Consider the following 21287-nt stretch of genomic DNA (forward strand, 5'->3'; position numbering starts at 1 on the left):
ACATAGGCGTTTTTTTGCGTTTGGTGACTTATTCGCACCTTCCTTAACATCTACAAAGCCTGCCCGAAGACAATACTTACCATTATCAAGCCCACCCGCAGATGAGCTTTGTAATGGTTACTGCGCTGGTTGAATATCGATGAAGTACTCTTTGCCCTGCTCAAACTGTTCGAATGCAGCCGGGTTCGAGACAACCAGCTGCAATTGGCCGCCAGGCGTGTACTTTGACCATGACTTGTTTTCTTCTGTGTCAGCGGTCACGGGGCTCATGTGAATTGTACGGTGTGAATCGCCATCTGCTTTCTGAATAAAGTGGCAGCGGAATTTAGCGCGAACGGTCATGGGGTTTCCTCGGATAGTAAAAAGCCCCGCTATTGCGAGGCGCTGGTTTGTTTCTGGCAGTTAGCCTGCCACGCTTTGTTATGCGCCAGGATGTCTTTCTTGGTCTGGCGATCCAGCACATCCCAGTCGTGCGCTGTGCCGTAGATGGGTTTAACCCAGTCGCAAGCCGTGTCCACTACCTCAACCCTTACGGGTCCAGTTGTCCCGCAGCTCGCGATCAACATCGTCGCCAGGCATATGGTTAACAGTCTGCTGTACATTGCTGGCCTCTTTCGTTGCATCTATCCGGCGTTCAGCTGCTGCGACCGTTGCAGCTGCGTTATCTTCGGAGCGTTGCTGGTCGGCTTTCGCTTCCGCTTTGCTGGTGCCGCGAATATGACCCAGACCAAAAGCGCCGGCAATGGCGGAAATGACCAGTGCGGCCAGCCCTATTATCGTTTCGATACCCACATTCACCTCACACCAGAACGGATTTCGCCAGGTTGAACAGCGCGCGGCGTTTATCCAGTCCGTTTCTGCCGCCATTGATAAGAAGCGTCACGCGCTCCACGTCGCCGGAATGAAGCAGGCAACCGCGAGACGAATAGAACCATGCAGCTGAGCGCGCGGCGTATTCATCCTGTTCAAGCAGCTCCGGATGGGTAACAAGGTCAAGTTTTAGAGCATGACCGCAGCTGCGATAGTTGCTGAGCCCAGTGATTTGCTTCAGGCCGCGACCGCGATATTTCCAGCCATCACCAGCGACCTGATTGCCAAGGTGTTCTTTTCCCCACTCACCACCGTATACCAGATTGGCGATCGCTTTCTGGTTTGCCGGTTGCGTTGCCGTTCTGCCAAGTGCGGCGGCCTGCTGTTGCGTGATGCGGTGGCTACCGAACGTCGGTACCAGGTTTTCAGCCGCGTAATTCAGGTTTTCCACCAGCCGGGTAAATCTGGTGCTTTCGTGCCCCATCTGGGCAATAAACATGGCCTGGTCAAGCGGTGCTGTGATGCCGTATTCCTTCATGGCAGCGTCGATATGTGGAAACCAGCGCGCAGCTAACCCGGCGCTGATACCAGCCGCCTTCTGAAATTGTGATTGGTTCATTAGTGCCTCAGTGCATCAATCAGGCGCGCCATGTTTCCCCGTGCCCAGAGAAGAGCAGCGCAAATCAGAACGTTCACAAGCACCACAAACCAGTGCGATTCGTGATACAGGCCAAACAGGTAACGGAAAGGGACGCTGGCATAAACCAGCACCGTGAAATAAGCCATCAGCGATATCAGTGGACGATGTCTCGCCCCTCCACGCTGGTAAAACATGAGGGCAAGAACGATTACCCCGCAGATGATGGCATTCGCCATTGCACTCGGATCACTTGTTACCATTGTTGGTCCCTCCTCCACGTAAACGAGAGAGAATTCCAAACAGGCTACCCAAATCCTGGCTGTTGACGAACGTCAGCAGCTTAATCGCAATAGCGGCTACGATTACCGCGCCCAGCGCATCAAGTGGCCTGTCGCTATACCCCGTCCATTTGGAGAAGTAAGAGCCAAGAAGTGGAGCGCCAATAACGCCGAAGATGAATGAGGTGATGAAGTAGCCCACCAGCTTAAGGCGGCTGATATTAACCGCCGTAGCGACATAGAACACTGCACCAGCGAATGCGCCAAACACCACACCATAATCAATGCCGGTTGCCAGGCCGAACATGCTGGCCCCCATCAGACCACCAGCCGCTACCGTAGTGCCAGAAACAGGATCGGACATTTAGCCCCCTCTTATTGCCGTGAGTCCTCTCAGAACGAGGGGAAACAAAAAAGGCCACCCGGAGGCAGCCCTTAAAATAAAAAACCCGCAGCAGTGGCGGGTTTATGTTTTGATTTGTTGCTCAGTACGCTTTACTGTCCCGAGCCTACCACAATTTAAGCACTTTCCTGCTCACTCTGCAACGTAAATCTGTCGCTATTTGTGGCGAATGCGTCACAAAGTGGTGCGTAAAGGATCGATTCTGCAAGACTAACCCATGTATCAATACGACGACGGCATGTAATAAGGGTCCAGCCGGGGTGTTTTGAATTAAGCTCTTTAGCCATCTGGAGTTTGCTTTTACGCAGACGATGACGATCAACAATCACACTATACAGCCCATGGTATTCTTCGTTCATCAATATCGCAGCAATAACGCCGTCAATCTTTAGCCCCTCCTCGTCTGAGCAGAACGCCAGGCCAGTTTTGTTTTTACTGTCGAGAATTTCACGAAGGTATGCTTCCAGCTCGGGTTTAGTGATGCCGGATTTCTTCATGCGGCGCAGCGCATCGTTGATGGCGGATTTGGTTATTTTCCCGGATGCCAGCAGCTGGTTGAACATGTTTCCGCCCGAGCCACCACCGATATAAGACCAGCGGCCCCACATGCGGAGCTTTCCCTGTACCCAGATACTTTCGAGAGTGCGAAGGCGAACCAACTCGCCGGATTTGCCTACTTCTGAAGGATTGATCATTTGCGTCTCCACTTACGCCAGTACGCCGATTTCCAGCGCACGATCTAAAAACCGAAACAACAGCACCAACTGGTCGCCGTATTTCGCTTCAAATGCCACAGGATCAGCGTGTAACTCGTCGTGATGCGCTCTGCACAGCGGTATCACAAACAGGTCATGCGCCTTAGTACCCATTCCACCCTGCCCGTGGCCTATCAGGTGGTGGGGGTCGTCTGCCGGGTTATTGCAGCAACTGCACTGCTGCGACTTCACCCAGCGGGTGTATTTCTCGTTTTCCCAGCGTCGGCGCTTTGGCCTCAGCATGAAAGATTCCGGCGTTTCAGGATCGACCTTCACCGCCACTATCTTTTTTGCCTTCTCCTGAAAGATTTGCGTAGCCGGTAATGACGGGACAATGTCGCTTTCCCTCATCACTGAACTGTGCTGTTCTGGCTTGATTCTGAGTGCTTTACTCGCCACTGATTCAGGAACAAGGTCAGCCAGATCATTACGTACCATCCACCAGCAGAACTCAGGAAGCGAAAGAGTGTGGTCAGTGCTGAAACCTAAATCAATATTTACCCTTTCCAGCAGCCATTTTACCAGGTTCTGCATGGCAATTCCTGCCAGTCTTTCAGTGGTTTGCTCACGTAAATGGTTATCACACGACCAGCAAAGACGAATGCTCCCCGGAGCGTGGCGCATTATCGTAAAGTCACTGGCATGCCAGTCAGTGTGAGGCCACTGGCATTCAAATTTTCTCTCCAGCCAGGCATCAAGGCTACTCAATCCACCGGCTCGCTGAATGACCCTCTCGTTAACGAAAATAGCCTGCATGTTGGCATCGTCAGTCAGGGGCTGGTGGGCTTCAGGGATTAATCCAGATGGCAGATGCTGGATGGCTTCGGATGGTGGCTCAATAACTACCCTCCCCTGACGGAATAGCCAGAGCAGTTCGTTACCAGGGCGGAACAGAACCACCCCAGACATCGGCGCAATTTCAGGCGTCAGTATGGCTCTCACCCAATTCCCCCCATTGTTGGTTGATGCCTGGTTATCGATATTTCTACCCTTCCGCCATGCACTTTAGGTCCCCACTCCACCAGCATTCTCTGCACCTGGCTGTCATCCTCCCAAATGCCTGCGTGCGTGAGCGCGTCAAACAACGCCTTGTTGTAGTTGTCGATGTCGCGGCGGCGGTCATCTGGCGGAAAGAGAAGGATCTCCACCGCAGCTGGTGATGATGATGGTTTTGGTAAGCAACGCAGTTGCTCAATGATCGCTGCACATGCCGCGCTCTGGTATGCCCTGCCCTTCTCGCTGATAAGATGGCGGCCTTTTAACGGCCCCTTGTTTGGGGCTCGCCAGTATGTGTTTACGCTCGGTGGGAATGGGAGCACCAGTTTCATAACGTCACTCCCTGTTTTTTCAGCCATTCAACAGCGTTATCTCTGGCCTTATCTCCATCGGAAAGCAGGTCTTTGATGATCGTCACTGGATCTGCATCCCATTCCGTTTTGACGACGGTAATGCCCCTGGCTGCGCCAGGAGCAACAGTGATGTAACCCTTTTTCTTAAGTGACTTCACGTGCGCTACAGCAGCGTTCGGTGATGCGCAGCCAATTAATCCGGCAAGCTCCAGCATCGTAGGTGGGAAGCCAGCCTTTTCGATATGAACCTTGATAGCTTCGAACACTTCATTCTGACGCGGCGTTAATTCGATCATGACTCGACTCCATAACGCCCGTTCAGGCGTCCGATTACGCTGTTGAACATCACCAGGCTTACGCCCATCGGTTTAACCTTCTCGTGGTACTCCTTCAGGATCGGAGGCACTACGACATTCCAGCTTGGCTTTGGCTTCTGCTTTAGGGCTTTTTTGATGGCATCGTTGCATTGACGGGCTACATCACGCACAGCGTTCTCATGCTCGGTAGATAGCTTTTTCATGCGGCGCGCTCCTGTAGTTTTTTCATGGGAACGGCAACTGCCGGTATAAGCTCAACAGCTGGTGATTCAGATTGATTTCCCCAGTGGTCCCAGCCAGGCGCACCGCAACGGCTGAATAGTTCGATGCGTGGAACATCACCGTAAAGCATCTCCAGACGGAAACGCGCCTCTGCTGGCTTCTGGCTGTGCTCACCGAGTGGGCTGTAAATAACCTGCTTGATGCTGGCGCATTTGCGTTCAAGTCCTTTTCCCCTGGTGGCGATCAAGAGGTCTTCGGTATTGGCTCGGGTGTAGTTCCCGCCGTTCATGCGTGTTTGTACGTTCAACAGGTCGAGGAAGTCGTAAAAATCCTCCACACGCCCTGCCTGAAGTGCTTTGTTGATATGCTGCTCTGCCAGTGGGTTGAACTTTACCCAGGTAAAGCCCTTCATCGTGCGGACCTTAAAGCCCCACGCTTCAGCCAGCTCGATAGCCTCTCGAGTGTGCGTACCGGTGAACCACATAGCCAGAACTGCATCATCGGCAGCCAGGTCCCAAACCGGCAAGCGCTTCATGTCGATCAGTTTCATCGTGTCGTAGTGATCTTCTGCTGCACCGTTACTGGCTTTGTTGTCATAGAGCCAGGCAGGGTCAGCGTAAATCAGTGAGTAATTCATCAGACATTCCTCGCTCGGCCAGCCAGACACCATGCATCAGAGGGTGCTTTCACTTTCGGCGCCATGCTCAGGCAACGCTGACGCTCAATCAGTATCTTCATCCGCTGCTCTTCGTTCTTAGAGCGGTTGAAGGCATCCATCAGAACTGTGGCTGCACGCTGGTAGAGCCCTTTTTCAAACAGGCCTTGAGCCTTATCCATCATTGTGGTCACAGCCGGATTCAGAGCTTCTTCCTGTTCTGGTACAGCTGATTTATCAGCCCGATTGATTTTCAGTGCGGAACGCCCCTCGCCAATCTCCCCACCCGGTGCTTTGGCAAAATACTGGTAGCACTTGCCGTTATGCTGGCGGGTTGCGCGATTCAGCTTGACCAGATGGCATACCCCGCGCTGAACAGCATGAATGTCGTACTGTGGCATTGATGCCGCAATCTCTTTGTTCGTTAAGCCAGGATTAGCGGCGATGAAAATTTGAATATCTTTCAGAAGACTCATGAGTTCGCTCCTCTGAAGCCCGACGGGACTTTGCTGTAGTCGGTGTTCTTGAAGCTGGATTTGAAGATTCCATCCTCACGCTCCCACTTCCCGTTAACACGCGCTGGCCTTCCGGCATTCGCCCAATTGGTAGCGGACTTCAGGTAAGCTGGAAACTTCGTTGGCTGGAAAAGTGTCTGCGGGCGCAGGTAGGCCGCCATTGTTAAATCGTCACTCCACTTGGCGTTGCAGTAGTCCACCACCAACGACAGCTCTTCAACGGTGAATCCCTCCCCGATTCGGGCGCGAATGTTTTGCAGCGAGGTTGTTGAAACCTGATAACGCGAACTGGTCACCTGGTTCAGATGGGTTAAAACCTGTTTAGCCTGATCGGTGATCAACACATCACGGTCTGGTTGCGGCGCAACCGGACAAATAGGTTTATTAGTCTGCTTGTTTAACTCTGTATTAAAGTCTGTATAGAGATAGGATTCCGTACTTTCGCGGCTCCCAAGATTCCTGTCTTTCGCGGATTGAGAAACGCAGCTTCGCGGTTTTGATTCCGCATCTTCACGTTTTCCATTACGTACTTTTGCGGAATCGTTATTTTCTGGAAAGATTAATGAGATTAGAGCATCGCCGTCGATGCGATAATGCTTGGTTGGCGTACCATTGACCTTTCGAGAGCAGGTCTCGATCACGCCAGGCAGATACTTGTTTACCAACTTTTTAACCAGCCGCTCTGTCTGGTCTTCAGTTAATTCGCCCGCCTCAGCTCCAAGCTCCTTGTGAGTTTTATAGAACCATCCGTCTTCATCCCCAAATGCTGACCAGAAAACGAGGTTATTAAGAACTGCTGCCAGCGCATGAGCCTGCTGGTCTTCTTTAAAGAACAGCAGGTACGGCCTGGGAAGAACAATGACGTTCTTCTGGCCTGACATTGACTGGACGATGTCAAAGATTCTGCTCATGGTCGTCCTTTAACTCTGTAAATTTACGCTGGAATTGCTCAAGAGGGCTGAAGCACTCATGATCGTACCATTCGCGAAGGTATATAACGCGTCGAGTCTCGGGCTCCCATCTGATGACGTGGACGGTGATGCCTCTGTGGTCTCTGAATCGCCGGTCAACTTCAGCCATTCCTCACGCCCCTTCTCGTTCATCAGTGCAAATGCCTCTACCATTGCGTTCACAGGCTGGTAGTTGTTCTCATCCGCCTGGTTGTTTAATCTCTCCACATAGCCGAACGGGGAATCTTTTCCCACCAGTGGAAGGCATCTGAATTGCTTCGCTGGTCTCAATCGGTTTAAACTGTTCATGCGTTAGTTTCTCCACTGAATACGACACGCCACGACGCCCGGAGCTGCACACTCGCGGGCGTCACTTCTTTTGGGTTTTCTTACGGCTAAACAGCGCGACAATCGCGCGGATTTCTTCTTCACGCGCAGCCAGGTGACGGCGGTGATGTTCGTGAATCTCTTCAGCTTCATGCGGTTCAATAACTCCATCTTCCAGGGCTTTCTGGATAATCTGATCAACCTGTCCGCGTGCTGCTGCAGTTCTCATGGCACGAGTAAACAGGTCCACGCGGTCAAGGTCTTCCAGCTGCGGAACGTCCACCAGCAAAGCGCCGCGACGTTGGGCAAAGTAATCAGCCAGGAGAGACGTGTTTGAAATGTCTTCCATCGCTTCCAGCTCGTTCACTTCAAAGAAGCGACAGCCGTTTTTCTCGTAGAGGTTGTTGTTGAACTGCGTCACTGACATGCCGAGAGCACCGGCCATAGCCTCACGGCCTCCGGGGTACGCTTTACACATCGCTTTCACTACTTCTTTCAGGCTTGGCTCTACCATGTTGTTTTTCCTTTGGTAGTTACGAAATGCTGGTTACTGGGTTACGGTGTTACTGCAATGTCAGGATCAACAGGTTTGTTTTTGTTAGGGAATGGTCGAACTTCCTCGGCTTCAATTTTCCCGTCTTCGTTTACCAGGATATTTACCCGGCGATTACGCTTGAGGGCTTTACTGATGGCGCTTTGGTATACCCCAAGAGCCTCAGCGGTTTTGGCCTGACCGTTTTCCAAAACATATTCAGAGAGCGGAATAATCTTCATTGGTTTTCCTCGTGGTTTGCACATAAGGAGTATCACTGTTAGTGATAAATATGTCAACACTAGCGGTGATTGGTGATTATGCCGTGCGGTGATAAATTATGAGAATGAAAAAGAAACCATTGACCGCCGAACAAATCGCCGATGCCAACAGGCTGAAAGCTATCTTTGAGTCCAAGAAAAAAGCGCTTGGGCTCTCACAGGAGACTTTGGCTGAGCAAATGGGTATGGGACAAAGTGGTGTCGCTCAGTTACTGAATGGCACAAATGCTATCAACGCTACTCATGCCGCGCAGTTCGCAAAAATTCTCGGAGTAAAAGTCGATGATTTCAGTCCTTCCCTTGCAGCTGAGATATCAGCTATGTTTGAGGCGATTGCGAACGGAAGGAATCATTCCTCTGTATATGAGTACCCACTGTTAACTGAAGTGCAGGCGGGCTCATTTTGCCCTGTTAATTCATACACAGAACGCGACGCGAAGGAATGGGTCTCAACCACAGTTAAAGCCAGTGATTCTGCCTTTTGGCTTGAGGTATCTGGCCATTCAATGACTGCGCCTCCAGGAGTAAAGCCAAGCTTTCCTGAGGGAATGCTTATACTCATAGATCCAGAGCAGGATGTTGAGCCTGGTGATTTCTGTGTTGCTGGTATATTCAACGATTCAGAGGTGACTTTTAAAAAATTTGTTCGTGAAGACGGTAAGCCCTGGCTCGAACCTCTAAACCCCAGCCCTCGCTATCAGGCCATTGAATGTAATGAGAATTGCAGGATAATCGGCAAAGTCGTCAAGGCCCAATGGCCTGAAACCATCTTCGAATAAGGAGCCAATCGGCTCCTTTTTTTGCATATTTTTTCATCTTACTAATCATAAAGTTAACACTAAGCGTGATATTTTTATCACTACAGGTGTTGACCATTTAATTACTATTGGTGATACTCATTATGCGCCGGGGTGATGATGTTTAAGACCATCGGTAGTTGCAGTACGGCATATGGCACATGTGCCGCAGCGGTCCGGGGATTCCTTAGGCAGTATCCCGATCCAGCGGGTAGCCGGAATGTGCAAGCCAGTTGTGTACGACAGCCAGAGACGTTTCACCAGCGTGGCGATCAGGTGTGACACCTCGGAAGAGACGAGGATGCATTCAGAAAATAAAAAAGCGCCCATAGGACGCTTTGCTCTTTAACAATCTGGATATCCCTAACCCTGCGGGCGGGGACTTGGTTGGACAGGTGGCCGTGGTTGTGTTGGCTTATGTCCACCAGCTCTTTCAATCATCTTGAAATCCTATACTGGAAGATCTCCCCCAAGCCTCGCGAGAAAAGCCTCTTTGCTAGTGAGAGCACGGGAATTGTCAATGCGACCAAGCACTATTGAAGCGCGTTTATGCGCGGCTGGTTTAAGCGATCCCCATGGCTCCGAATCGGAATCCTGCAAAAGTTTAAAGCGGGACAACAATTCCTCATTCGATAGTGCTGGCTCATCTGTGATCAATGCCAGGTATTTTCTTGCATGCTCTGCCGCAACACCTGACGCCCGGGAGAACTGAAATACAACCTGGCAGATCGACAACGCAGCTATCAATGCGCCGACAATAAAATAGCCAGTCACGGAAACAAATACGCCGCACCCGGACAAAATAATTATGAACGTAATTATTCGGTCAATCCGCCCTGTAAGGGTGGCAAACATCTTTTCCAGATAGTGCGAATAATGAATATCAAAAATTATATCGTCGCGGTTCATGCGGTACCTCAGTCTTCGTCGTTGGGTTTTGGTGGCTCAGGTCTCTTAAAAGGAGACATGTGCCGCTCTTCATAATCTGAATAATTTTTCATTGAAAAGTACTCATGTGGTTGCTGGGGATATCCAGATTAACTGAACTCTGGTTGTTGGGGAATAGCCAGATCCACCGAGCCTGATGTGGTGAAAAGACAGGCAAAGTTTTGATTGCTGTGTGTAGTCTTGGCGGTCGGCAGTTTTGAATGTCCTTAATGTCGACCGCCCCTTTTACACAACTGAAAGCGCGTTCAGCGTTCAACTTGAGAGGCCGTAGTCGTTAAATCAACTCAGGAGAACGCGCTCTCAATTGTGGAGAAGTAACGTTTCGACATTGCAGTGTCGATTGTGGCTGCCAGCCTCAAGCATCCTCAGGGTGCTTGGTGATGGTAATAACGCCATCTCAACCAACAGGAGACGATGAGCCTGTTCTGGTTGGATTGGAAAAATGCTATTTGCCCGCTCAGCGGCGGGCGCTTTTTCTGGAGGTAGCATGTCTGCAAACGATTTGGCTGTTAAATATGGTACTTATCAGCCCGAAAATTTACTGGTCATTCTTCCACTTGAAGAAGCGTCAGACATTATTCGTGAAAGTCTTCGCGCTGAGGTTCGCCATGAGCTGGAATATGAATACGATGACCGTATTTCTTCTGCTGAAGAAGAGGCATCTGATTGGGAATCACGGGCAGACAGCTACGAATGCGATGCGATTAGTTTTGCCAGAGCGATAGAGAAAGCCTTGCTTGCACCAACCTTGGATGAAGCAAAAATTATTCTCGAACGCGTTCGTTCTGATAATCGCGAATATTTTTAATACCTAATGAGTAAATACGAATTTGGCAGCATTCAAGTGCCGGGATTCGTGCAACCAAAATTCAGCGCTGTGCAGAGCGCGTATAACACGGAGAAACTATCCATGACGAACACACAGAACGTCACCGAGTTACAACCACGCATGACCAGAGAGCAGCTTATCGACGCAGCTCGTAAGGCCGCACCTCTCCTCCCTGCCGCTTACGGCTGGATGGTTAACGAACTGGCTACACGCCTTGATGTTACCAGCGTCGCGCTCTGTGAAGCGTTGGCGCAGCGTAAGGAACTGGCCGAGCAGAACGCCACCCTGCGTGAGGATGTTGCCAGTTGGGCCAAAGAGTGCGAACGCATAGAAGAGCGCCACACCAAAACGCCTACCAACATGCACCTGCTGGAAGCTCAGCGAGAACTCCGTGAGCTGCCTCGTGTCGTCATTTCCCTGAATAACGAGGTTGTTCTCTAATGGCTAACTCATTCAAGCAAATGACCAAGGCCGGTGTAATTAAGCGCACCGATACCGGGATGTTTATCGCTCTTTCAGATATCCACGTTCGTGAAGGTTTCAACAAGCGTGAAGACGATGAACGCACCCGCCAGGCTGACAATGACCTGTTCAACTACCTGATGAACGGCGGATCAGTTCCACCGCTGGAAGTTATCGCACGTGATGAAGGTGGCGTATGGGTTGTAGAAGGTCACCGCCGTCGCCGCTGCTATGCGCGCTGCGCTGAAGCTGGCAAGCCAGTGGACCGCATTCACATCATGCCGTTCAACGGTAACGATGTTCAGCGCCTGGCGCGCATCATGACCAGTAACAACCAGCTGCCGCTCTCCGACATGGAACAGGCTGCAGTTATTCAGGAGTTGCATAACGCTTTCAACCAGACCACCAGCGAGATCGCAAAACTAGTCAACAAGTCTGTTCCTACTGTCGAAAAGCTTCTGCTTCTTAGCACAGCTAACCATGACGTTCAGAAAGAAGTTAAATCCGGGACCGTGTCCGTAGATGTGGCAGTTGATCGTGTAAAAGAGTTCGGCGAAAAGGCCGGTGAGGTTCTTCAGAAGGATAAAGCTTCAGCTGCCGCAAAGGGTAAGAAGAAAGTTACCCGCAGCGTGATAGCGCCGGAAATTAGCGTGAAGAAAGCGCGGCGTCTTGTAGAACTGATCAGCCTGGCGGGTATAAGCGACACAGGTGTTATCTCTCTTGAAGGATTGGTCCATGCAGAAGTCGTGGAAATTATCGACGAGCACAAAGCTATCGTCGCGCAGCGTCATGGAGAAAAATCATGATTACTGGAACCTCAAATTACGATGAAGTTCCGGTAGTTCCCTGCAAAATCTGTGGTGGTTACTACAAGGCTGATGAGCCTGAAATGCACGTCTGCGAGGAGGCCGCCCAATGAGCAACATCGACAAACGCGCATTACGTGAAGCGGCTGAGAAGGCTACGAAAGGTCAGTGGGCCGTTGAATTCGACGATGAGATTTACTCCACTGACGGCGTGAACAATGAGCAAATAGCCATGGTGTTCAGTGAAAATGAAGCGCGTGATGCTGCATTCATCGCCGCCGCCAACCCCGTCACCGTGCTGGCGCTGCTGGATGAGCTGGAAGCCAAAGACAAGAGCATCGACTTCCTGAAAGACCAGTTAGCTCAACTGGCAAACTTCAACCCTGACTTTGACAAGCTGGAGGCAGCAACTGACAGCCTTCGTGAGCACATGGACGAACTCACAGCAGCACGTACTCGCATCGCTGAGTTGGAAGCACTACAGCGTAAGCCGGTGATGTTTATCGATGGGGATATTTCACCTTCTGACGCTGAAAAGCTGGCGGCTGTTATTAGTGAGTTCAACGAAGAGACAGAAACCCCGGCGGCAAGAATGGCACGGATTATTCGCGAAAACCCGCATCCGACAAACATGTGCGATATGCCAGGCGCTGGCACCGCTAAGGGAGAGTGATATGGCTCGTTATATCGCAGTAATTCACGGCTGTCATGTGCATAGCAAGGGATTCACGGTTCATCAGCTTGAAGCAACATGCCGAGAATCGGCAGAGAAAGATGCAGCTTACTTATCCAGCCAGCGAAAAAAGCCATTCTGTGAATGTGCTTACGTGGTGGTTGAGGTCGCTGATAGCGAGACACTTCGCGCATCCCGCAAGCTAACCATTCGTGAACGCCTGACTGGGAGGACTAACCCATGACATTCACCAAAGAGAGACTGACGGAATTATCCAGACGTGAAAATGTCGGGGCTATTCTCGGCGAAGAAATTGCAGAGCTGGCGCGTATTGCGCTGGCATCGCTCGAAGCGGAGGCTGTGTGCGTTATCGACCAGTCCAATCTTGATTATCTCAAATCTGGCGCTGATGCAGATGTATGGCCAGCATCCAGAAAAGAGATGGGTGATGTGCTTCTGTATCGCACCGCCCCGCCAGCGCCGGTAGTTCCTGATGAGGCTATAAGCCTTGCCGTTGATGGAATAATGTCTACTTACGCAGATAATCAGGATGAATGCCGGAAACGTATTAGAAATCATATTGAAGACGCCTGCCGCGCCGCCATGCAGGGAGCAATGCAGCAGGAGGAGACGGTAAAATCAAAAAAGTAGATCGCTGCGATGTATGCACTGAAGGCGCTCGCGGCGGGTGTGGTACGTGTGTTTTTAACGGTAATTTTTGATGAGGTATTTATGACTACTACTGATTTTATGGAGGAGCAGGAAGTATTCGACCTGCTCAAAAAGAAAAAAACTGCTGTTTGGCGCTTACGCAAAGAACGTGGTTTCCCCAATCCTGTTCTCACATATCCGTCACGCTACAGCCGTAAAGCAGTTATGAAATGGATTGAAGAGGGCGGCGTCAACCGAGCTGTTTAACATGCCAGAATATTTTATCGGCATACATTTCATAAGCCTCTTTCTGCTCCACCAGCCAGTCGTGTTTGTTGTACACGGCCATCACACCACCCAGTTCATGCCCCAGCATCTTTTCGGTGACATGGGGCATAACTCCCTCCCCTGACAAATTCGTTACCAGTGAGCGCCTGAAATCGTGCGTTCTCCATTCAGGTATATCAATTTTATCCCTTAGTTTTTTCATGTAGAGATTTGCTGACGAACGATCTATTGCCTTATCCAGTTCCTGGCCAGGGAACAGGACGGTGTTACCCGAATTTAAAAGCCTCTCTACAAAAGGCTTTACCTGCTCAAAAACAGGACGACGAATAACATTCCCCATTTTTGAATGCTCAGCTGGAGTAGTCCAAATAAGATCGTCCATATTGAATTCACTGTTAGTAGCCAGGCGAAGTTCTGACAATCTGGCTCCCCACAACAACAACAGTTGGTGAAGCACCTTGTTGGAAGTAACGATCTTGTTGTTTTCCAGCGCGAGCCATATTTTTGCCAGTTCGGTATAGGTTAAAACCCTGCTACCAACATCCGGCTTCTTTCCTATCGTCTTAACGCTGAGCTTCAGAACCTCGCACGAAGGTATGAGTTGTCGGCTGATACACCAGTTCATTACTGATCGCAGCTGCAGGAGAAGTACCCTGGCCTTTTTGCCGTTTTTCTTTTCCTGCTTATCGAAAAACCTAACCCATGCTGAAACAGGGATGTTGACGACGGGGGCATCCGGGAATTCTGTGTACATAGTGTTGTACACAACTGACTTGTATAAAGTCTGTGTATTAGGCTTCAGGGTTTCAACATACTTGTTCCACCACTGATCGAGACACTCTTTCAGCGTCAGCTCGCCATCCTCTTTGGCAAAATAATTTTTAGGGTTTAGCCCCTTGAGGTACAATTCGCGCATCTCGCCGACTATTACGCGCGCTTCTTTCAGAGAGGTAGCTGGATAGCGTCCAATAGAAAGGCGAACAGGTTTACCGTTCCATCGGTACCGAAACTGAAACGTAATCGTTCCGGTAGGGGTTATACGCACGCTGAGACCGTCGCCATCTGTTACTTCTGGCGCGCCGTTGTATGGCTTGTCATTGATGCTGCGTAGTTTGGTATCACTGAGGGCCACGGCTCTGTATCCTGTACACACTGATTTTCAGCATTCTGTACTCAATCTGTACGCAATGGCAAGTGAACCAAATGATTTTCTTTGCGTACAGACATGAACGAACAGGAAATAAAAGAGACTAAAAGCTTGAAGCTGCGTGGACTATTGGGATAACATGCAACACAAGACGAACACTTAAAAATCAGTTATTTCTACGTCCTCTTAGTTAAATGGATATAACGAGCCCCTCCTAAGGGCTAGTTGCAGGTTCGATTCCTGCAGGGGACACTTCTGTCTTTCCTTACGCCCCCTTCCAAAGCTCCACGCAGTTTCGACCGCGCCGTTTCGCGCCGTATAAGGCTTCATCCGCCGCCTGAATCAATCGCTCGTAATCGGGATGCCCGTTGAACATCGCCACGCCTATCGAGAGGGAGAGCGGGATAATATCGCCGGTTGGGGAGTTAACCTTGATTTTTTCCACCCGCCTGCGGATACGCTCGGCGATTCGCAGCGCGTCCACCTCTGAGATTTCCGTTAGCACAATCAGAAATTCATCGCCGCCGTAGCGAAAAACGTAATCACAGGTTCGCACGTTGTCGTAGAACGCGCCGGAGACTTTTCGCAGGATCTCGTCCCCGGTATTGTGCCCCCAGGTATCGTTGATTTGTTTAAATTTGTCGACGTCAATCAGCAGCGTCGAGAGCTTTGTTCCCGCCCGGGTGGCGTGCAGGATTTCGCGTTTGAAGATGGTTGGCAGGAAACGGCGATTCAACAGGCGGGTCAGGACATCAACCCCCACCTCGTGTCGCGACACTTCGTCAAACAGTTCGCGCAAAAGCGTGATGATTTGCGAGAGCGTATTACGCATTCGCTGCAAGAATTTATCCCGCTGCGCTTTATCACTCAGACCCTGCCCTGAAAGACGGACCTCGTTAAAAAGGTCATCGAATTCCTGAATCAGACGAGAGATATGACCGGCCTCAGCGATCCCGCTGAAATAGTGCCGACCTTTATGGCTAAACCACAGTCCAAATTCAGACTGCCCCAGCGGCAGACTGTTGCCGATACTGGAATTAAGCGTGATCTTATACAGAAGCACCATTTCCCATGACAGCAGCGCCGCGGTCTGTCTCTCCTTCTCCTCTTCTGCGTTCTCCATTAAGGAAAAGATGCGGTAATTTTCGTCCTCTTTCGCCGCATTGTTCTCGCTAAATACATAGGCCCGCGACATCACTTCCATGGCCAGATCGATACTGTTAATCGCGTAGTGATAAATATGCAGCTTCACCTCAGGCGAATGGGCGCTGGTAGTAATGACAGGTAACAGCAGCTTTTTCAGAACACGGAAGCCCATTTCAACTAAATCAACCGAAATACCAATACGGGCATGAACATCCGCAGCGCGCTGCTGCGCCCGCATCTGCTCTTCAACCTGCTCCACACGGCATGAGAGCACATCAATAAGCCAGCGACGAAGCGCCTCCTGAAGCTGCCTCTCCACCTGTTCGGTGGTCAGGAATTCAGCTGCCGACGGATCTGCCAGCACAACACGATAGAATTCAGCGACCAGGGGCGTTGCGTTGTCCCTGGCAAGCTCAGTCGCAAGCCGATGCACATCGGGATCGGTTTCATTAATTAGCTTCACCCACTCTTCTTTCACCGTTTGCAGGTAGGTTTCCATGGTCTGCACCTTCAGGAGGCATGCGGGAACGCAGATTTAACAATAGCAAAATCAAACCACTCCGCAATTGCCGCTTTTTTAAACAAAAACGAGTGATAGCTCATAATGTATAACGGTGCTACATTATGCCGCCCACCCAAGTCAGCAATGGCCAGGCAACGTCGTAAAGAACGGTAAAGCCTGCAACCATGACCTCGTCCTACGGTCTTAATGGCACGTGGTATCGCGAAGTCTGCGCTACCTTCACAGGCTTTACATAGGTTCCACTATTTTGTCTCAATCCAAATTTCAGCGGGCGTTTCTGCACCCGCGCTACTGGTTTACGTGGTTTGGCCTTGGCGTACTTTGGCTGCTGGTTCAACTTCCTTATCCCGTGATCCGTTTCCTGGGTTCGAAGCTCGGCAGCGCATCGCGTCACTTCCTTAAGCGTCGTGAGTCCATTGCCCGAAAAAATCTCGAACTTTGCTTTCCGCATTACAATGCGCAGCAGCGCGAAACGCTGATTGCGGAAAACTTTAAATCTATCGGTATGGCGCTGCTTGAAACCGGTATGGCCTGGTTCTGGCCAGACGAGCGTGTCCGTAAATGGTTTGACGTGGAAGGTCTGGATAACCTGAAACGTGCCCAGATGCAAAACCGCGGCGTGATGGTTGTGGGTGTGCATTTTATGTCGCTTGAGCTGGGTGGCCGCGTTATGGGCCTTTGTCAGCCGATGATGGCAACCTATCGCCCGCATAACAGCGCGCTGATGGAATGGGTACAAACGCGGGGCCGCATGCGTTCAAATAAGGCGATGATCAGCCGTAACAATTTGCGCGGTATGGTTGGCGCCCTGAAAAAAGGTGAAGCAGTCTGGTTTGCCCCGGATCAGGACTACGGTCCTAAAGGCAGCAGCTTTGCCCCTTTCTTTGCGGTTAAAGATGTCGCTACGACGAACGGTACCTTTGTGATTTCACGTCTCTCAGGCGCCGCGATGTTGACGGTGACCATGGTCAGAAAAGCGGATAAGTCAGGCTATCGTCTGCATATCTCCCCAGAGATGGCGAACTATCCTGAAGATGAGAGTGAAGCCGCGACCTTTATCAATAAGGTGATTGAGTTTGAGATTATGCGTGCGCCTGAGCAGTATCTGTGGATGCACCGCCGCTTTAAAACCCGTCCCCTGGGCGAAGCCTCACTCTATATCTGACCCCTTTCGAAGGTTAGTTTCGCTAAGAAACTAACCTTTTCAAACACCTGTAATCACAGTGCGTAACGGCTTTTATCGACCGTCGCTCAACAGGCATTTATTGCGTACCGAAATCAAACTGTCGCCGTTCCACGACACTCGTAAGTGTAGGAAATTATTTAAAAAAATGCCTCTTGTCACTCCTGAAATTTAGGCGTACATTAGCGCCGTCTGGCGACAGGAAAGCACAGAATTCAGAGCTGAAGTTAGCGACGTAACGGGATAATTCCGATTTCCCCTTTCGCATGATTTCAACTCTCTATACTCAGTTGGACTCTGTTTTTTTAATGCGTACCGGAAGATACGCGGAGCGATGAAACGTGAAATATTTCTTTATGGGCATTTCGGTTATTGTTTTAGTTTGGGCCGGAACGTTTGCTCTGATGATCTAGTTAAGAAAATGCAGTCAAAAAAACAGGCGCCGTTGGCGCCTGTTTTTTTTGGGGTCTGTTACGACTCGGGTTGTTCCGCAACGCTCTTCGCTGCAAGCAGGCCATCCGCACGGAACATGCTTTTAATGCCCCGCACTGCCTGACGGATACGGTCGCTGTTTTCAATCAGCGCGAAACGCACATGCGTGTCACCGTAGTCACCAAAGCCAATGCCTGGAGAGACGCAAACCTTCGCATCCTGAAGCAGTTTTTTGGCAAATTCCAGAGAACCCATCGCCGCATACGGCTCGGGGATTTTCGCCCAGACGTACATGGAGGCTTTAGGCATTTCCACCATCCAGCCTGCTTCATGAAGCCCTTTTACCAGCACATCACGACGGCGTTTGTACTGAGCGGCAATATCGAGCACGCACTGCTGATCCCCTTCCAGCGCCGCGATGGCCGCGACCTGTAACGGCGTAAAGGTGCCATAGTCATGGTAGCTTTTAATACGCGCCAGGGCACTCACCAGCGTTTTGTTTCCCACCATAAAACCAATTCGCCAGCCCGCCATGTTGTAGCTTTTCGACAGGGTGAAAAACTCAACCGCCACATCACGGGCACCCGGTACCTGCATAATTGACGGCGCTTTCCAGCCATCATAAACGATATCGGCGTAGGCGAGATCGTGTACCACCAGCACGTCGTAACGCTTAGCCAGCGCGACCACTTTCTCGAAGAATTCGAGTTCAACGCATTGTGCCGTTGGGTTTGACGGGAAACCGAGGATCATCATTTTCGGCTTCGGATAGCTTTCACGAATCGCCCGTTCCAGCTCGTTAAAGAAGTCGACGCCTTCCACCAGCGGGACAGAACGCACCTGCGCCCCGGCAATCACCGCCCCATAGATGTGAATCGGGTAGCTCGGATTCGGCACCAGTACGGTATCGCCGTGATCCAGCGTCGCCAGCATCAGGTGGGCCAGCCCCTCTTTGGAGCCAATGGTCACAATCGCTTCACTTTCAGGATCGATATCGACCTGATAACGATCCTGATACCAGCGGGAGATCGCCCGACGTAAGCGTGGAATGCCGCGCGAGGTGGAATACCCATGGGTATCGGGACGCTGGGCAACCGTGCAGAGTTTCTCAACGATATGCGGCGGCGTTGGGCCGTCAGGGTTACCCATACTGAAATCGATAATGTCTTCGCCGCGCCGACGCGCAGCCATTTTCAGTTCAGCAGTGATATTGAAAACATAAGGGGGGAGACGATCGATACGCGTAAAACGGCGTTCAGGACTGAATTCAGCCATAGATTCCTCAGAGTCACGTTAGCGCCCGGACCGTCCGAGCGACGCTGCCACCCGTGTGGCATGCTTAGAAAATAACCTGAAGAAAAAGAGGCTGTCGAGAGGATAACGGCAAAACAATATTTTGCGCTAAAACGGGAATGCGATTGCAGTGGAAAGCGGAACTCCTATCGCGAACAGGCAGTTTTAAGCTCTACAATTTAACACAATATTTTCAGTATCGTTACCTGACGTTTCTCCCCAAACGGAAAAGCGCCGGCTTTCAGTCAAAAGCCATCAATCCCCTTTGAGAGTTATGGTTTTTCCCCATTTGATAAATCTGATGGATAGCTGGTCATCAGGCCCTATGTTTTCTATCATAGATTTTTCCCGTTTTCCCAGGCCTGACCGTGCACGAAATCTTCAATATGCTCCTCGCGGTGTTCGACCGCGCGGCATTAATGCTGATCTGTCTCTTTTTCCTTATCCGCATCCGCTTGTTCCGCGAACTGTTGCATAAATCTGCCCATTCGCCAAAAGAGCTGCTGGCCGTCACGTTTATCTTTTCGATGTTTGCCCTGTTCAGCACCTGGTCCGGGGTGCCGGTAGAAGGCTCGCTGGTGAACGTGCGCATCATCGCCGTCATGTCGGGCGGGATCCTCTTTGGTCCCTGGGTCGGGATTATCACAGGCATTATCGCTGGCACCCATCGATACCTGATTGATATTGGCGGCGTGACGGCAGTTCCCTGCTTTATCACCAGCATTATTGCCGGGCTGCTCTCGGGCTGGATTAACCGCAAAATCCCGAAAAAGCAGCACTGGCGTGCGGGGATTATCGCGGGGATGGTCTGCGAAACGCTGACCATGATCCTGGTCATCGTCTGGGCGCCAACCGTTGCGCTGGGGCTGGATATCGTCTCGAAGATCGGTATTCCGATGATCCTCGGGAGCGTCTGTATCGGTTTTATCGTGCTGCTGGTGCAAAGCGTGGAAGGCGAAAAAGAGGCCAGCGCCGCGCGTCAGGCCAAGCTGGCGCTAGATATCGCCAACAAGACGCTGCCGCTTTTCCGGCACGTTAACGCCGAATCTTTACGTCAGGTTTGCGATATCATCCGCCGTGATATTCATGCCGATGCGGTCGCTATCACCAATATTGATCACGTGCTGGCTTACGTTGGCGTCGGTGAGCACAATTATCGCGACAGCGACGACACCATCAGCCCAACCACCAGACAGGCGATTAACTACGGAAAAATCATCATTAAAAACAATGACGAAGCCCACCGGACGCCAGAGATCCACTCAATGCTGGTGATCCCGCTGTGGGAAAAAGGCGTGGTCACGGGGACGCTGAAAATTTACTACTGTCATGCGCACCAAATCACCTCCTCGCTCCAGGAGATGGCGATTGGCCTGTCGCAGATCATCTCCACTCAACTAGAGGTTTCGCGTGCAGAGCAGCTGCGCGAGATGGCAAATAAGGCAGAGCTGCGCGCCCTGCAAAGCAAGATCAATCCCCATTTTCTGTTTAACGCGCTGAACGCTATCTCCTCTTCCATCCGTCTGAATCCGGACACCGCGCGGCAGCTGATATTTAATCTGTCGCGCTATCTTCGCTACAACATTGAGCTAAAAGACGACGAGCAGATCGACATCAAAAAAGAGCTGTATCAAATCAAGGATTACATCGCGATCGAGCAGGCTCGCTTTGGCGATAAGCTGACGGTCATTTACGATATTGATGAAGAGGTCAACTGCGTGATCCCAAGCCTGCTGATCCAGCCTCTGGTGGAAAACGCCATTGTTCACGGTATTCAGCCGTGTAAAGGCAAAGGCGTGGTAACAATTAGCGTAACGGAAAGCGGTAACCGCGTGCGTATCGCCGTGCGCGATACCGGGCACGGCATCGATCCGAAAGTTATCGAACGCGTCAAATCAAACGAAATGCCAGGCAACAAGATCGGACTGCTGAATGTGCATCACCGGGTCAAACTGCTGTACGGTGACGGGCTGCATATTCACCGCCTTGAGCCGGGCACCGAAATTGCCTTTTATGTTCCGAATGAGCGAACGCCCGTGAATGCCCCCATATCCTTGTTGCCGTAGGCCGGAGTA

Annotated in this window: 32 protein-coding genes and 1 tRNA gene; 12 read left to right on the top strand and 21 right to left on the bottom strand. The window is 51.0% G+C overall.

The features are described from left to right. Positions 1-117 precede the first annotated feature (117 nt). From O1724_RS16270 to O1724_RS16350, 17 genes are all read right to left on the bottom strand, one after another. Positions 118-342 carry a hypothetical protein gene (locus tag O1724_RS16270; RefSeq protein ID WP_045345419.1) on the bottom strand — a complete coding sequence of 75 codons (225 nt, stop codon included), beginning with the start codon at positions 340-342 and terminating at the stop codon, positions 118-120. A 29-nt stretch (positions 343-371) separates the two neighbouring features. Further along, entirely contained in the window at positions 372-518 is a 147-nt protein-coding gene (locus O1724_RS16275; protein ID WP_230031897.1) for a hypothetical protein, read from the bottom strand. Positions 519-522: 4 nt separating this feature from the next. Then, positions 523-792 carry a hypothetical protein gene (locus O1724_RS16280; RefSeq protein ID WP_252457051.1) on the bottom strand — a complete coding sequence of 90 codons (270 nt, stop codon included), beginning with the start codon at positions 790-792 and terminating at the stop codon, positions 523-525. A 7-nt stretch (positions 793-799) separates the two neighbouring features. Then, positions 800-1429 carry a glycoside hydrolase family 19 protein gene (locus tag O1724_RS16285; protein WP_058645255.1) on the bottom strand — a complete coding sequence of 210 codons (630 nt, stop codon included), beginning with the start codon at positions 1427-1429 and terminating at the stop codon, positions 800-802. Beyond that, positions 1429-1710: a phage holin family protein gene (locus O1724_RS16290; RefSeq protein ID WP_045338888.1), complete on the bottom strand. Its 282-nt coding sequence runs from the start codon at positions 1708-1710 to the stop codon at positions 1429-1431. The genes O1724_RS16285 and O1724_RS16290 overlap by 1 nt, the downstream gene beginning before the upstream one ends. Next, a complete protein-coding gene (locus tag O1724_RS16295) occupies positions 1697-2092 on the bottom strand; it encodes a phage holin family protein (protein WP_169534227.1) in 396 nt (131 codons plus the stop codon). The genes O1724_RS16290 and O1724_RS16295 overlap by 14 nt, the downstream gene beginning before the upstream one ends. Positions 2093-2247: 155 nt before the next feature. After that, a complete protein-coding gene (locus O1724_RS16300; protein WP_048208891.1) occupies positions 2248-2826 on the bottom strand; it encodes a DUF1133 family protein in 579 nt (192 codons plus the stop codon). Between the two features lie 12 nt (positions 2827-2838). After that, positions 2839-3828 carry a DUF968 domain-containing protein gene (locus tag O1724_RS16305; RefSeq protein ID WP_252019506.1) on the bottom strand — a complete coding sequence of 330 codons (990 nt, stop codon included), beginning with the start codon at positions 3826-3828 and terminating at the stop codon, positions 2839-2841. Next, a complete protein-coding gene (locus O1724_RS16310) occupies positions 3825-4214 on the bottom strand; it encodes a RusA family crossover junction endodeoxyribonuclease (RefSeq protein WP_252019504.1) in 390 nt (129 codons plus the stop codon). Before O1724_RS16310 ends, O1724_RS16305 begins: the two co-directional genes overlap by 4 nt. Further along, positions 4211-4531: a LexA family protein gene (locus O1724_RS16315; protein WP_040117520.1), complete on the bottom strand. Its 321-nt coding sequence runs from the start codon at positions 4529-4531 to the stop codon at positions 4211-4213. The genes O1724_RS16310 and O1724_RS16315 overlap by 4 nt, the downstream gene beginning before the upstream one ends. Beyond that, on the bottom strand, positions 4528-4755 hold the full coding sequence (locus tag O1724_RS16320) for a hypothetical protein (RefSeq protein ID WP_022650831.1): 228 nt from the start codon (positions 4753-4755) through the stop codon (positions 4528-4530). Before O1724_RS16320 ends, O1724_RS16315 begins: the two co-directional genes overlap by 4 nt. Beyond that, positions 4752-5411: an MT-A70 family methyltransferase gene (locus O1724_RS16325; protein WP_105322661.1), complete on the bottom strand. Its 660-nt coding sequence runs from the start codon at positions 5409-5411 to the stop codon at positions 4752-4754. Before O1724_RS16325 ends, O1724_RS16320 begins: the two co-directional genes overlap by 4 nt. Next, positions 5411-5905, bottom strand: a complete 495-nt coding sequence (locus O1724_RS16330; RefSeq protein ID WP_252457053.1) for a hypothetical protein — start codon at positions 5903-5905, stop codon at positions 5411-5413. Before O1724_RS16330 ends, O1724_RS16325 begins: the two co-directional genes overlap by 1 nt. Next, positions 5902-6855 carry a conserved phage C-terminal domain-containing protein gene (locus tag O1724_RS16335; protein ID WP_253117657.1) on the bottom strand — a complete coding sequence of 318 codons (954 nt, stop codon included), beginning with the start codon at positions 6853-6855 and terminating at the stop codon, positions 5902-5904. Before O1724_RS16335 ends, O1724_RS16330 begins: the two co-directional genes overlap by 4 nt. Continuing rightward, positions 6839-7024: a DUF4222 domain-containing protein gene (locus O1724_RS16340; protein WP_211990427.1), complete on the bottom strand. Its 186-nt coding sequence runs from the start codon at positions 7022-7024 to the stop codon at positions 6839-6841. The genes O1724_RS16335 and O1724_RS16340 overlap by 17 nt, the downstream gene beginning before the upstream one ends. A gap of 240 nt (positions 7025-7264) precedes the next feature. After that, the gene (locus O1724_RS16345; RefSeq protein WP_058659033.1) at positions 7265-7735 is read right to left on the bottom strand and encodes a YmfL family putative regulatory protein; all 471 of its coding nucleotides are present in this window, start codon (positions 7733-7735) and stop codon (positions 7265-7267) included. A 41-nt stretch (positions 7736-7776) separates the two neighbouring features. Beyond that, complete coding sequence (locus O1724_RS16350) at positions 7777-7995, bottom strand: Cro/CI family transcriptional regulator (protein WP_116311713.1); 219 nt, start codon at positions 7993-7995, stop codon at positions 7777-7779. Positions 7996-8093: 98 nt separating this feature from the next. On the opposite strand from O1724_RS16350, the gene O1724_RS16355 reads away from it, so the two are divergent. Further along, positions 8094-8813 (top strand): LexA family protein, encoded by a 720-nt coding sequence (locus O1724_RS16355; RefSeq protein WP_032645236.1) that lies wholly within the window; start codon positions 8094-8096, stop codon positions 8811-8813. Positions 8814-9281: 468 nt separating this feature from the next. On the opposite strand, the gene O1724_RS16360 is transcribed toward O1724_RS16355, so the two are convergent. After that, positions 9282-9740 carry a hypothetical protein gene (locus O1724_RS16360; protein ID WP_022648914.1) on the bottom strand — a complete coding sequence of 153 codons (459 nt, stop codon included), beginning with the start codon at positions 9738-9740 and terminating at the stop codon, positions 9282-9284. 526 nt (positions 9741-10266) lie between these two features. Between O1724_RS16360 and O1724_RS16365 the strand changes: the two genes are divergently transcribed. The 7 genes from O1724_RS16365 (at position 10267) to O1724_RS16395 (ending at position 13467) form a co-directional block, all read left to right on the top strand. Further along, a complete protein-coding gene (locus O1724_RS16365) occupies positions 10267-10587 on the top strand; it encodes a hypothetical protein (protein ID WP_022648915.1) in 321 nt (106 codons plus the stop codon). A gap of 102 nt (positions 10588-10689) precedes the next feature. Next, positions 10690-11049, top strand: coding sequence for a hypothetical protein (locus tag O1724_RS16370; protein ID WP_251842243.1), 360 nt, complete (start codon positions 10690-10692; stop codon positions 11047-11049). Continuing rightward, on the top strand, positions 11049-11876 hold the full coding sequence (locus O1724_RS16375; RefSeq protein WP_479983897.1) for a chromosome partitioning protein ParB: 828 nt from the start codon (positions 11049-11051) through the stop codon (positions 11874-11876). Before O1724_RS16370 ends, O1724_RS16375 begins: the two co-directional genes overlap by 1 nt. A gap of 109 nt (positions 11877-11985) precedes the next feature. Next, a complete protein-coding gene (locus O1724_RS16380) occupies positions 11986-12549 on the top strand; it encodes an ead/Ea22-like family protein (RefSeq protein ID WP_251842242.1) in 564 nt (187 codons plus the stop codon). A gap of 1 nt (position 12550) precedes the next feature. Next, on the top strand, positions 12551-12793 hold the full coding sequence (locus O1724_RS16385) for a hypothetical protein (protein WP_251842241.1): 243 nt from the start codon (positions 12551-12553) through the stop codon (positions 12791-12793). Further along, positions 12790-13200: a hypothetical protein gene (locus O1724_RS16390; RefSeq protein ID WP_251842240.1), complete on the top strand. Its 411-nt coding sequence runs from the start codon at positions 12790-12792 to the stop codon at positions 13198-13200. The genes O1724_RS16385 and O1724_RS16390 overlap by 4 nt, the downstream gene beginning before the upstream one ends. 81 nt (positions 13201-13281) lie before the next feature. Continuing rightward, on the top strand, positions 13282-13467 hold the full coding sequence (locus O1724_RS16395) for a DNA-binding protein (protein ID WP_165298120.1): 186 nt from the start codon (positions 13282-13284) through the stop codon (positions 13465-13467). Here O1724_RS16395 and O1724_RS16400 read toward each other — a convergent pair. Next, positions 13451-14620: a tyrosine-type recombinase/integrase gene (locus O1724_RS16400; protein WP_032634979.1), complete on the bottom strand. Its 1170-nt coding sequence runs from the start codon at positions 14618-14620 to the stop codon at positions 13451-13453. The two genes, O1724_RS16395 and O1724_RS16400, sit on opposite strands and share 17 nt — an antisense overlap. 195 nt (positions 14621-14815) lie before the next feature. On the opposite strand from O1724_RS16400, the gene O1724_RS16405 reads away from it, so the two are divergent. Then, a tRNA-Arg gene (locus O1724_RS16405) sits at positions 14816-14887 on the top strand. Between the two features lie 13 nt (positions 14888-14900). Here the strand turns inward: O1724_RS16405 and O1724_RS16410 are convergent. Then, positions 14901-16280, bottom strand: a complete 1380-nt coding sequence (locus O1724_RS16410) for a diguanylate cyclase (RefSeq protein WP_003861362.1) — start codon at positions 16278-16280, stop codon at positions 14901-14903. A gap of 268 nt (positions 16281-16548) precedes the next feature. On the opposite strand from O1724_RS16410, the gene lpxP reads away from it, so the two are divergent. Together lpxP and ypdK are read left to right on the top strand one after the other, a co-directional pair. Continuing rightward, a complete protein-coding gene (lpxP, locus tag O1724_RS16415) occupies positions 16549-17469 on the top strand; it encodes a kdo(2)-lipid IV(A) palmitoleoyltransferase (protein WP_086527955.1) in 921 nt (306 codons plus the stop codon). 359 nt (positions 17470-17828) lie between these two features. Next, positions 17829-17900 (top strand): membrane protein YpdK, encoded by a 72-nt coding sequence (ypdK, locus tag O1724_RS16420; protein WP_099458937.1) that lies wholly within the window; start codon positions 17829-17831, stop codon positions 17898-17900. Positions 17901-17958: 58 nt separating this feature from the next. Here ypdK and alaC read toward each other — a convergent pair whose 3' ends face one another. Further along, positions 17959-19194: an alanine transaminase gene (gene alaC, locus O1724_RS16425; RefSeq protein ID WP_017383460.1), complete on the bottom strand. Its 1236-nt coding sequence runs from the start codon at positions 19192-19194 to the stop codon at positions 17959-17961. A gap of 386 nt (positions 19195-19580) precedes the next feature. Here alaC and O1724_RS16430 point away from each other — a divergent pair, with 386 nt between their 5' ends. Then, on the top strand, positions 19581-21278 hold the full coding sequence (locus tag O1724_RS16430) for a sensor histidine kinase (protein WP_003861356.1): 1698 nt from the start codon (positions 19581-19583) through the stop codon (positions 21276-21278). Positions 21279-21287 lie beyond the last annotated feature (9 nt).

This window comes from Enterobacter cloacae complex sp. HYC074_NIDB, assembly GCF_056673345.1.

Bases quoted from the DNA above. Each gene is read 5' to 3' on its own strand.
- O1724_RS16270 (WP_045345419.1), bottom strand. From the start codon at position 342: ATGACCGTTCGCGCTAAATTCCGCTGCCACTTTATTCAGAAAGCAGAT.
- O1724_RS16285 (WP_058645255.1), bottom strand. From the start codon at position 1,429: ATGAACCAATCACAATTTCAGAAGGCGGCTGGTATCAGCGCCGGGTTA.
- O1724_RS16290 (WP_045338888.1), bottom strand. From the start codon at position 1,710: ATGGTAACAAGTGATCCGAGTGCAATGGCGAATGCCATCATCTGCGGG.
- O1724_RS16295 (WP_169534227.1), bottom strand. From the start codon at position 2,092: ATGTCCGATCCTGTTTCTGGCACTACGGTAGCGGCTGGTGGTCTGATG.
- O1724_RS16300 (WP_048208891.1), bottom strand. From the start codon at position 2,826: ATGATCAATCCTTCAGAAGTAGGCAAATCCGGCGAGTTGGTTCGCCTT.
- O1724_RS16310 (WP_252019504.1), bottom strand. From the start codon at position 4,214: ATGAAACTGGTGCTCCCATTCCCACCGAGCGTAAACACATACTGGCGA.
- O1724_RS16315 (WP_040117520.1), bottom strand. From the start codon at position 4,531: ATGATCGAATTAACGCCGCGTCAGAATGAAGTGTTCGAAGCTATCAAG.
- O1724_RS16320 (WP_022650831.1), bottom strand. From the start codon at position 4,755: ATGAAAAAGCTATCTACCGAGCATGAGAACGCTGTGCGTGATGTAGCC.
- O1724_RS16325 (WP_105322661.1), bottom strand. From the start codon at position 5,411: ATGAATTACTCACTGATTTACGCTGACCCTGCCTGGCTCTATGACAAC.
- O1724_RS16330 (WP_252457053.1), bottom strand. From the start codon at position 5,905: ATGAGTCTTCTGAAAGATATTCAAATTTTCATCGCCGCTAATCCTGGC.
- O1724_RS16335 (WP_253117657.1), bottom strand. From the start codon at position 6,855: ATGAGCAGAATCTTTGACATCGTCCAGTCAATGTCAGGCCAGAAGAAC.
- O1724_RS16340 (WP_211990427.1), bottom strand. From the start codon at position 7,024: ATGGCTGAAGTTGACCGGCGATTCAGAGACCACAGAGGCATCACCGTC.
- O1724_RS16345 (WP_058659033.1), bottom strand. From the start codon at position 7,735: ATGGTAGAGCCAAGCCTGAAAGAAGTAGTGAAAGCGATGTGTAAAGCG.
- O1724_RS16350 (WP_116311713.1), bottom strand. From the start codon at position 7,995: ATGAAGATTATTCCGCTCTCTGAATATGTTTTGGAAAACGGTCAGGCC.
- O1724_RS16355 (WP_032645236.1), top strand. From the start codon at position 8,094: ATGAGAATGAAAAAGAAACCATTGACCGCCGAACAAATCGCCGATGCC.
- O1724_RS16360 (WP_022648914.1), bottom strand. From the start codon at position 9,740: ATGAACCGCGACGATATAATTTTTGATATTCATTATTCGCACTATCTG.
- O1724_RS16365 (WP_022648915.1), top strand. From the start codon at position 10,267: ATGTCTGCAAACGATTTGGCTGTTAAATATGGTACTTATCAGCCCGAA.
- O1724_RS16370 (WP_251842243.1), top strand. From the start codon at position 10,690: ATGACGAACACACAGAACGTCACCGAGTTACAACCACGCATGACCAGA.
- O1724_RS16375 (WP_479983897.1), top strand. From the start codon at position 11,049: ATGGCTAACTCATTCAAGCAAATGACCAAGGCCGGTGTAATTAAGCGC.
- O1724_RS16380 (WP_251842242.1), top strand. From the start codon at position 11,986: ATGAGCAACATCGACAAACGCGCATTACGTGAAGCGGCTGAGAAGGCT.
- O1724_RS16385 (WP_251842241.1), top strand. From the start codon at position 12,551: ATGGCTCGTTATATCGCAGTAATTCACGGCTGTCATGTGCATAGCAAG.
- O1724_RS16390 (WP_251842240.1), top strand. From the start codon at position 12,790: ATGACATTCACCAAAGAGAGACTGACGGAATTATCCAGACGTGAAAAT.
- O1724_RS16395 (WP_165298120.1), top strand. From the start codon at position 13,282: ATGACTACTACTGATTTTATGGAGGAGCAGGAAGTATTCGACCTGCTC.
- O1724_RS16410 (WP_003861362.1), bottom strand. From the start codon at position 16,280: ATGGAAACCTACCTGCAAACGGTGAAAGAAGAGTGGGTGAAGCTAATT.
- alaC (WP_017383460.1), bottom strand. From the start codon at position 19,194: ATGGCTGAATTCAGTCCTGAACGCCGTTTTACGCGTATCGATCGTCTC.